The following is an 8,360-nucleotide window of genomic DNA, read 5'->3' on the forward strand; positions in this document are numbered from 1 at the left end:
CCGCCGGCATCGCCGAAGAACGTATTGATTTGCTGTCTGCCAGTTCCACTCAAGAAGGTGTCGTTGCCGCCCTTACTGTGGTCCGACATGTCCGCGCCAGCGTCCCCGTAGGCAGTGACACCAGCCAATGGGAGTCCGTTGAACGTGTCATCGCCGCCCTGCGCAAAATCGAAAATGCTGCCAACCACGTCGCCATAAAATGTGTAATTGGAAAGTCCGATTTCATCGAAGGTGTCGTTCCCTCCCTTCGAAAAGTCAAACATGCTACCACCAGCATCACCGAATAGTGTCGGTGCGTCAGGGGTGCCTATCAGGTTGTCGTCGGTGCCAAATTGACGATTAACTAGGTCACCCGGAGTAAGTGGAACAGGCTGCCTGCGCATCGGAAGTCCTCCTCTACTGCATCCAACACAATCTTAGGATGTTTTCTCAGGCAGCGAACCGGCTATAAGTGGGTACTTCTTTCGACCACCCGGTTTTAGATAGTCAGCATGGCAGACCGAGTGAACGTCACTTTTTTTCTGTGGCCTGTTTATGGATGCCGAGGCCCTATCCAACGTCAGGCAAGCCTATGTGGAGCGCTTGCACTGTGGCTCGGCACGCGCGCGACATTGGTGCCCAGCACGGAAGGACCGAGCTTGTGCTGGCACAGTTTGCGGATGACACGTGCGAGCTCGCACTTTGAAGGTACGGCCAGTAATTCGCACTACGTGGCCGCGTTGCAGGCCGTAACGCAAAAGATGGGCTTGCCCGAATCCTATGTCGCAGGATTAGCCGGCTAGGCCGCTACAAGGTGGCCCGTCGGTCCGCAAGATCGGAGGTTTTCTTTTTCGCTAGCCGTCCCGGCAAGATATGCCGAAGTTGTCGCAGGTGATCGCAAAAGCTTCTTTCGACTTCGCATCTGCAAAGCAAAAGCGGGTGCCGATCTCTACGCGATCGCTCCACCAGTCGACAGTATTTTGTTTTGCAATGCGGGAAGCCTCTCCGCGCAGCAAATCTAGCTGTCTTCCAGCGGCATGAACGATCAAACAGTTTTCCTTTGCCATGAATGCTTACCTCTCAAGAAAATGAAATCGCCGCGCAAATTGATGCGACCGCGGAGCTAGCTGGCAGGCCTATGTCTTGTATCCGTGGGACCGCTTCCAGTTACCTAGCCAAGGAGGTTATCTGGGCCAGTCGATTGGTCGCGGTGCACTTTGCTTGAGAGCGACCAAACGAGCATCTCCAGCTTCGACTGCTCTTCGCTCAAGCGCTTTTCTACAAACTGGCGCTCGAATTTTGTCAGAGTGGTTTGCAATAAGAGGCGATAACGTTGGATATTGTTGCGATGTGCCTGCGCCAAATAGTCGTCAATCATCGTCGTCTTCCTCTGGCAGATACCAACCATTCCACTTTTGCTTAGAGGGTGAAGCGACCCGAGGCAACATTGAGTGGAGTATCTTCGCTCTCGAAGCCGGCATTCCCGGCGGCCCCGGCCATCTAATTTCCGACGGACTCAGATAACAGAAACAAAAAAGTCCCCGAAATGACGATGCCCCGCGCTCTCGTTCAGGGTAGTGCGGTTTGCTGTTCCGATCTGTGAACTACTTCACAAGCTCCATGGTCGTCGCTTTTATCGCTCACTCGTCAGTTATGTCAGATGATTGCTTCGAAACTCCCCCGGCCGTTCGCGCGCTGAGTTTTGCTTGTTAGCCCAACGCGCTGGACCTTGGCTGCTGTCATTGTTCAATCGGGAGGCGGACGTGGCGAAAGGCATTGTGAAGTGGTTTAACGCAACCAAAGGGTTCGGTTTCATCCAGCCTGATGACGGCGGCCTGGATGTTTTCGTGCATATTGGCGCAGTGGAGCGCGCCGGCTTATCGGGCTTGGCTGAGGGGCAGAAGGTCTCTTACGAAATCCAAGTTGATCGCAAGCGCGGAAAGAGCAGCGCAGAAAATCTGCGCGTCTGACGGCGTCCGCGACCATAGCGCTGCGGTTTTGATCCCTACACCTTTTGTCCGAGGTCCCTCGGGAGCGCGTGGAGCATGGGCGTGTCGCGCGTTGCCATCCGTGATTTGACGGGCGCGCGGCTCCATTAAGCAGCCAACGGTTTCGGAACCGAGCAGCTCAACTCTACCCTGAGCGAACTGCTTTGCGTGACGCTTTCGCACCCCGATGCGGAGACGGCCATTGCGGGAATGCACCACGTCATTCTGACCATCGTTGGCCGCGCCCGCGATCTCCGGGAACGGCTGACGCGGAGCAAGCAATGAAGTGCCGCCGCCGAGCCCACAGGAAGCGCGACCGGCAGCGGCTGGCGGCGCATCGCCGGCGGCTGAGGCGATAAGAACGAGGCCCGCGGCGCGCGCGCCGGGTTCACGCTGGCGGGCCCTTCGCGCTAAAAGAACGACCCCAGGCCTGGATCAAGGACCCAGGGCTGGGGCCGCTCCGGCTAAGAAAGCTGTTTAGCCTGACGCGCCTAAAGCGCATGCAAATCAAAGCCGGTGCGCGGCGACGGTTCCTATTGGACAGTTGGCTTATCGTTCGCGAGCGCGCGTCGCAACAATTCCCTAACCGCAGCCGCCCGGCTCGGAAGACTTTCAGTGAACCAGAAATCGTCGATGGCTTGCTTGTCTTGCTCCGACAATTCCACTTGCAGCCGGATGGTGCGATTTTTGCTGTTGCATGAGCACCCGACGCAAAGCCGAAATCAGAGTTCCGATTGGCGCGAGTTAATCTTCAGCTTGCGGCGATCCCAATGCGGCGCCTTGCCCCTGGGGTTCAACCTCGGAATCAAAATCAATCATCGTGACAGACGAGCCGCCTTCCAACCTTGCTCGGCAAACATTAACTACCGACTGATAGGCTGCAAGGCTTAGGTCAACGTACGCAACGAAAAACGAAAGCTGCAGGCCTATCAAGCTCGAAGGTGGCGTAGGACGCGTCCTGCGGTCGGATAACTTGATGATCTGGGCTGACATGTGAATTCCTAATGCTGGTCTCGGTGATCCCGGCGAATTGCAACCTAGCAATAATAGCTTGGTTTCTCCATCGACCGTCCCACCCACCTCGCAAATTATCCATGCCTTGGGCCGCGGAACGACCGCGAGCTACTGCCTGTCGTGGGTGTGGAAAGGCCGATTGCACAGGAGCGCGACCGGCAACGGCTCACGACCTCAATTTTGGACTTATGAAGCTGGTTGGGTCTAGGGCGTTCGGGATGATGGGTCATTTGGTTCTCTGACAGGTCCGATTATCAGGCGGTAGCTTGGGACCAGAGCAGAATGCCATTTTTCAATTGTCTCGCCGCAGACGGCGCACTCGAAACTACTGAACTCTCGAACGGAGGCCATGCGTTCGGTACGGCGATAAACCGCACCGCACTTGCAACGCCTCTGGTCCTCACTTCCCACGCGCCGAATATGCGCCTTGAATCGATCCTGTGCCAGCCCCACAGCGGCCCCGGCAACTCAGTCTTTTGCTGGGGCCGCTTTTGCGCTGGTGCCGATCAGCCGGACATAGGTCCCGCTCTCGTGCAGCTCGAGCCAGCCCTGGGCGACGGCGTGTTTGAGCCCGGCGCCGAACTCGCTGCCGGTGGCCTTCAGCGTGAATAAGAATGGCGCGTTGATCCGTTCGATATAGATCCGGCCATCCTGGACGGCTTCGATGCCGGCGGCGATCTCGACGAGCTTTCGCGCGGCGGCTTCCGGGTCTGCGTAGGGGCGTTCGGCAATAAGTTTCATGCCAGATCGACTACCCGATTCTTTGCCGCTCTGGCGGGCTTCTTCATCCACAGCTGTGGTGCTGGGCGTGCAGCTTCGTGCGGTCGCCGGTCAGCTGCTTGACATAGTCGTCAATCGCGCTCCGCAGCTTTTCGGCGTCGGCGCCGTGGGCGCGCCGCTTGAAGATCAGGTAATTTCGCAGCCGGCCGAGCTCGACCAGGTCTGCGGCTACATCCGCGGCGCGCGCCTCTTCATCACGTTGGCGCATCCGCTCTTGGTGGTAGGCCTTCGCGGCCGCCCTGTTCTCTGCCTTGGTCATGGCCCCATCGAGCCGCGACGCAGGCCAGAGTCAAATTATCGATTCCTAGTAGCTCGGAACGCGCGGGGGCTACGGCGCGTCGTGGGTGTAGAAAACGCGCGCCCGTCGAAACGGGGGGAATTTCGATATACCGAAATTTCGCTTGTGCCGTCGGGCAAAACAGTGGTTGATAAGGTGCTGGCTCCAACCAAAAAAGGACCAGCGCAATGGCTGATGAAGTCGAAACGTCTTCTGACCTGTCCAAAATCGCCAAGCTCAATGGGGACTTCAGGAGAAACTACGGAACGCTACTCGGGGCGATTCTCTATCTGCGCTCGATCAGCGCCGCGCGCGGACGGTCTTGGCTTTGGTCGGGGTTGGCTTCGATCGTCGGTTCGCTTCTGCTCGGATGGATCGCAAAGTATGGCCCGTCTTGGTTTTCAGGTTGGTTAGGATAGGCGGACGTTGCCGGCGGTAGGGAGCGTTCCATGGGAACTGCACTCACTGTTCAAAATGGCAGGCTGCCCCGACGGCGCGAGCAAGAGCTTCGGGCGGCCCAATACATCCGGATGGGTCAGATCCTTCCGACCTTCGTCCATAGCTACCGGCGGCCCCGGAAAATTCGCGCATCCACAATTCAGAATATGGGGTATCTTAGGTTGCATTGTATACTAACGCGCCTGACGAGAAGAATCCGAGCTGCACGTAAGTGTGCCGAGATCGGCGCTCCGTATTCGAATAATAGATCCTTCATGAGGCCGCTAGCAATCGATCCGAGCGGTGGCCGGCGAGGTTAGCTAAATCTCTGACTGCAAACCCAACGGTTAGGACCCGTGCGCAGGAGGCCAGTCATGAAGCATCGCCGTCGGTTTAAACAGACCACTTCCCTCGAAGAACGCCTCGCCCTAGAAGCCGAACGATTGGAGCCAAGAGCCTCCCTCACGGCCGTAAGCGCGAAATCCTCCTCCGCAAAGCCAGATCCGGCTCGCATATGAGCGAGTGGCTGACATCGCCCGGATTGCAGGTGCCGAAATAGTCATGGGAACAAATGTCCAATTTTGGACTTAGTGACTCACCTTTGGCAGGGTCAGTCATGAACTACTTCAGCAGCGACAAATTCTCAGGGGCCAAGACGCGGGGGGATCGACGCTGCAAGTGCGGGTGCTCAACCCAATCTCGTCCATAACATGATGGATTCCCTCCGCGGGCTCACCGTCCGCGTGTTCGAATGCCAGTGCAGCGAACGCACTTGGACCGAGGACAGAAATTAAGGCCGCCTCAGTTGGCGACCTCCATCATCATTGCCACCACCACGTCGGTGAATAGGGTTTGCTCGGTGTGTTTGCGTCGCTGTTGTCGCTGGTCGAGAAGGTGATGCCTGCGCCCCGCCAATGTCGCGCACCGATATGCTCAAATTCGCAGCCAACTATCCGGCGTTCGTTTAACTCGCACCAATCCGCCTTTGATTGCGAGCTAATGGGCCCGCGCCTTAAGCGCCGTGTGACCCTGGACAAACGCCAGAGGTCAGCTGCATGACCGAAGGCTAGTTGGAACTCACCGTCTTAGTATTGTTTTACCTCAACCCTCCAGCTATCGGCGGGGCTGGATAGGACCCGAATGGAAAACTCAGACCGCTTCGATGCTGCACAATCCAGCGAGGGGCGTTATCGGCTTCTTGTTGAGGCGATCACCGACTACGCGATCTATATGCTGGATCGCGATGGGCATGTCACCAGCTGGAACCCGGGAGCGAAGCGCTTTAAGGGCTATGAGGCTGAGGAGATCATAGGGCACCACTTCTCGACATTCTATACGGAGGCCGAGCGGGAGCAGAAAGTGCCTGCCTTGGCGCTGGAGGAGGCGGAGCGAACAGGGCGCTTCGAGCGCGAGGGTTGGCGTGTGCGCAAGGACGGCACGCAGTTCTGGGCCCATGTCATCATTGACGCGATCCGTTCGCCTAGGGGCGAGCTTGTAGGTTTCGCCAAGATCACCCGGGATCTGACCGAGCGAAGGGCGGCCGAGGCCAAATTGCGCGAAAGCGAGCAGCAGTTCCGGCTAATGGTCCAAAGTGTGACGGACTACGCCATCTACATGCTGGACGTGGAAGGCAATGTGGCGAGTTGGAACGCTGGGGCCCAGCGCATCAAGGGGTACGGACCCGAAGAGATCATCGGTCGCCACTTTTCCAATTTCTATACGGAAGAGGATCGCGCCGCGGGCATCCCGCGAACAGGCCTACAGACCGCAACCCGCGAAGGGCGCTGGGAGCACGAAGGTCAAAGGGTCCGAAAGGATGGCACTCGCTTTTGGGCGCATGTCGTGATCGACGCGATTCGAGACGACGACGGGAAGCTCGTAGGATTCGCCAAAGTGACCCGCGACATTACAGAACGGCGTGAGGCGGAAGCCGCGCTCCAGGCGGCGCAAGCAACGTTGATCCGGTCCCAGAAGCTGGAAGCGATCGGCCAACTTACTGGCGGCGTTGCCCATGACTTCAACAATCTCTTGCAGGTGATTAGCGGAAACCTGCAACTGCTCAGCAAAGACATCGCGGGTAATGCCCGAGCGGAGATGAGAGTCCAGAGCGCTCTGGCCGGCGTCGCGCGGGGATCGAAACTTGCTACCCAGTTGCTCGCCTTCGCGAGGCGCCAGCCGCTGGAGCCGAGGGTGGTGAACGTCGGTCGCCTGATCAAAGGCATGGATGAACTGCTGCGTCGCGCCATCGGCGAGGAGATCGAGGTCGAGACGGTCGTCGGCGGTGGGCTGTGGAACAGCCTCATCGACCCCGATCAACTCGAGAATGCCATTCTCAACCTCGCGATCAACGCCCGCGACGCGATGAACGGCGAGGGTCGGCTGACCATCGAGGCCAGCAATGCCTTCTTGGACGACGAGTATGTCCGCCACTACGATGATCTCATTGCGGGGCAATATGTGATGATCGCGGTAACTGACACGGGCATCGGCATTCCGTCAGATATCCTGGAGCGGGTCTATGAGCCCTTCTTCACGACCAAGGCGGAGGGCAAGGGTACTGGCCTTGGCCTGGCCATGGTCTACGGTTTTCTTAAGCAATCCGGCGGACACGTCAAAATTTACAGCGAGATCGGCGCCGGAACGACGGTGAAGCTATACTTCCCGCGAGAAATGGCCATCGAGGATACGCTAGTCAGTGCCACCTCCGGTGACATCAAAGGCGGCGAAGAAACCGTACTGGTGGTCGAGGATGACGATGAAGTGCGCGAGGTCGCGGTGTCGATGCTCTCCGATCTTGGCTACCGCGTGGTGAAGGCGAGAGATGCGGTGGCCGCGCTAGCCATCGTCGACAGCGGCATACCAATCGACCTGATCTTCACCGACGTGATGATGCCGGGCACCCTGCGCAGCCCGGAGTTGGCGCGGAAAGCCAAGGAACGGCTGCCCAACGTCGCAGTCCTTTTCACATCAGGCTACACGCAGAACGCCATCGTGCACGGGGGACGGCTCGACCCGGGAGTGGAGCTTTTGGCCAAGCCCTATACGCGGGAAGCGCTTGCGCGGAAAATCAGGCATGTGCTTGCCAACCATGCTCAACGGCGTCTCGCGGCTACGGAATCGCGTCAGCCCACAAGCGAAGACGCCGTCAAGGGTGCGACCGTGTTGCTCGTCGAAGACGACGAACTGATCCGCCTGACTGCGACGGAGATGTTGAACGATTTAGGTTGCAAGGTGATGGAGGCCAGCTCGGCTGAAGAGGGTCTGAAAGCCCTGGATCAGGCTGCCGTGGATATCCTCGTGACCGATGTTGGCCTCCCCGGAGTGTCTGGCCTGCAACTCGCGAAGGACGCGCGCTCGCTGCGACCTGACTTGTGCATTGTTGTGGCGACAGGTGACAGCGGGATCCAATCCGAAGCCGAGCTCTTGGACGCCGTGCTCGTCGTGAAGCCCTACGCGCCGGAAACTCTGCGCCGCAGCCTCGAAAATGCGCTGCAGGCAAAAGCGCGACCCTAAACAGGTGTCGACAGCAGCGACGCGCGGACAGACCAAGCTGCGCAGTACGTCCGTATGCCGAAGCTTCACGGTCGCGCAGGTGAGCTCCCGACATGCCGCGTAAACTGAAGACGTACCAAACATCTCTGGGATTCTACGATCTAGCTATCGCTGCCCCCTCTGTGAAAGCAGCGCTGGAAGCGTGGGGCCGGCAGCAATCTCTTCCATCAAGGCTTCGCCAAGGAGACCGACGATCAGACGTGGAGTGTTCAGGCCGAGCACGACCACTGGGAGAAGGAAAGGTGACAGCCGCATTGCGACGCGCGCGAACGCTAGCCCGAGCGTAGACATTGCTGGGTGCGATTGCTCTGGGGCCAGGTTCCGGCAGCGGA

At 58.5% G+C, this 8,360-nt stretch carries 7 protein-coding genes and 2 pseudogenes; 4 read left to right on the forward strand and 5 right to left on the reverse strand.

Annotated elements, in window-relative coordinates:
- From OWC48_RS45560 to OWC48_RS45570, 3 genes and pseudogenes are all read right to left on the reverse strand, one after another.
- Positions 1-383: pseudogene (locus OWC48_RS45560) on the reverse strand (hypothetical protein); the annotation flags it as partial.
- A 450-nt stretch (positions 384-833) separates the two neighbouring features.
- Complete coding sequence (locus OWC48_RS45565; protein WP_080584279.1) at positions 834-1,046, reverse strand: hypothetical protein; 213 nt, start codon at positions 1,044-1,046, stop codon at positions 834-836.
- 104 nt (positions 1,047-1,150) lie between these two features.
- A complete protein-coding gene (locus OWC48_RS45570) occupies positions 1,151-1,357 on the reverse strand; it encodes a hypothetical protein (RefSeq protein WP_282525866.1) in 207 nt (68 codons plus the stop codon).
- A gap of 385 nt (positions 1,358-1,742) precedes the next feature.
- Here OWC48_RS45570 and OWC48_RS45575 point away from each other — a divergent pair, with 385 nt between their 5' ends.
- Positions 1,743-1,949: a cold-shock protein gene (locus tag OWC48_RS45575; protein ID WP_282525867.1), complete on the forward strand. Its 207-nt coding sequence runs from the start codon at positions 1,743-1,745 to the stop codon at positions 1,947-1,949.
- A gap of 1,500 nt (positions 1,950-3,449) precedes the next feature.
- On the opposite strand, the gene OWC48_RS45580 is transcribed toward OWC48_RS45575, so the two are convergent.
- Both OWC48_RS45580 and OWC48_RS45585 read right to left on the reverse strand, forming a co-directional pair.
- Entirely contained in the window at positions 3,450-3,722 is a 273-nt protein-coding gene (locus OWC48_RS45580) for a hypothetical protein (protein WP_282525871.1), read from the reverse strand.
- Between the two features lie 43 nt (positions 3,723-3,765).
- A complete protein-coding gene (locus OWC48_RS45585; protein ID WP_282525868.1) occupies positions 3,766-4,020 on the reverse strand; it encodes a hypothetical protein in 255 nt (84 codons plus the stop codon).
- Positions 4,021-4,226: 206 nt separating this feature from the next.
- Between OWC48_RS45585 and OWC48_RS45590 the strand changes: the two genes are divergently transcribed.
- From OWC48_RS45590 to OWC48_RS45605, 3 genes and pseudogenes are all read left to right on the forward strand, one after another.
- Positions 4,227-4,457, forward strand: coding sequence for a hypothetical protein (locus tag OWC48_RS45590; RefSeq protein ID WP_282525869.1), 231 nt, complete (start codon positions 4,227-4,229; stop codon positions 4,455-4,457).
- 1,159 nt (positions 4,458-5,616) lie between these two features.
- Positions 5,617-7,989, forward strand: coding sequence for a PAS domain S-box protein (locus OWC48_RS45600; protein ID WP_282525870.1), 2,373 nt, complete (start codon positions 5,617-5,619; stop codon positions 7,987-7,989).
- Between the two features lie 92 nt (positions 7,990-8,081).
- Positions 8,082-8,223, forward strand: a pseudogene (locus tag OWC48_RS45605) (cell envelope biogenesis protein TolA); the annotation flags it as partial.
- Positions 8,224-8,360 lie beyond the last annotated feature (137 nt).

The sequence above is a fragment of the Bradyrhizobium sp. Arg816 genome (genome assembly GCF_029989365.1).
Lineage (GTDB): Bacteria > Pseudomonadota > Alphaproteobacteria > Rhizobiales > Xanthobacteraceae > Bradyrhizobium.

Coding starts and splice junctions, on each gene's coding strand:
- OWC48_RS45565 (WP_080584279.1), bottom strand. CDS start 1,046: ATGGCAAAGGAAAACTGTTTGATCGTTCATGCCGCTGGAAGACAGCTA.
- OWC48_RS45570 (WP_282525866.1), bottom strand. CDS start 1,357: ATGATTGACGACTATTTGGCGCAGGCACATCGCAACAATATCCAACGT.
- OWC48_RS45580 (WP_282525871.1), bottom strand. CDS start 3,722: ATGAAACTTATTGCCGAACGCCCCTACGCAGACCCGGAAGCCGCCGCG.
- OWC48_RS45585 (WP_282525868.1), bottom strand. CDS start 4,020: ATGACCAAGGCAGAGAACAGGGCGGCCGCGAAGGCCTACCACCAAGAG.
- OWC48_RS45590 (WP_282525869.1), top strand. CDS start 4,227: ATGGCTGATGAAGTCGAAACGTCTTCTGACCTGTCCAAAATCGCCAAG.
- OWC48_RS45600 (WP_282525870.1), top strand. CDS start 5,617: ATGGAAAACTCAGACCGCTTCGATGCTGCACAATCCAGCGAGGGGCGT.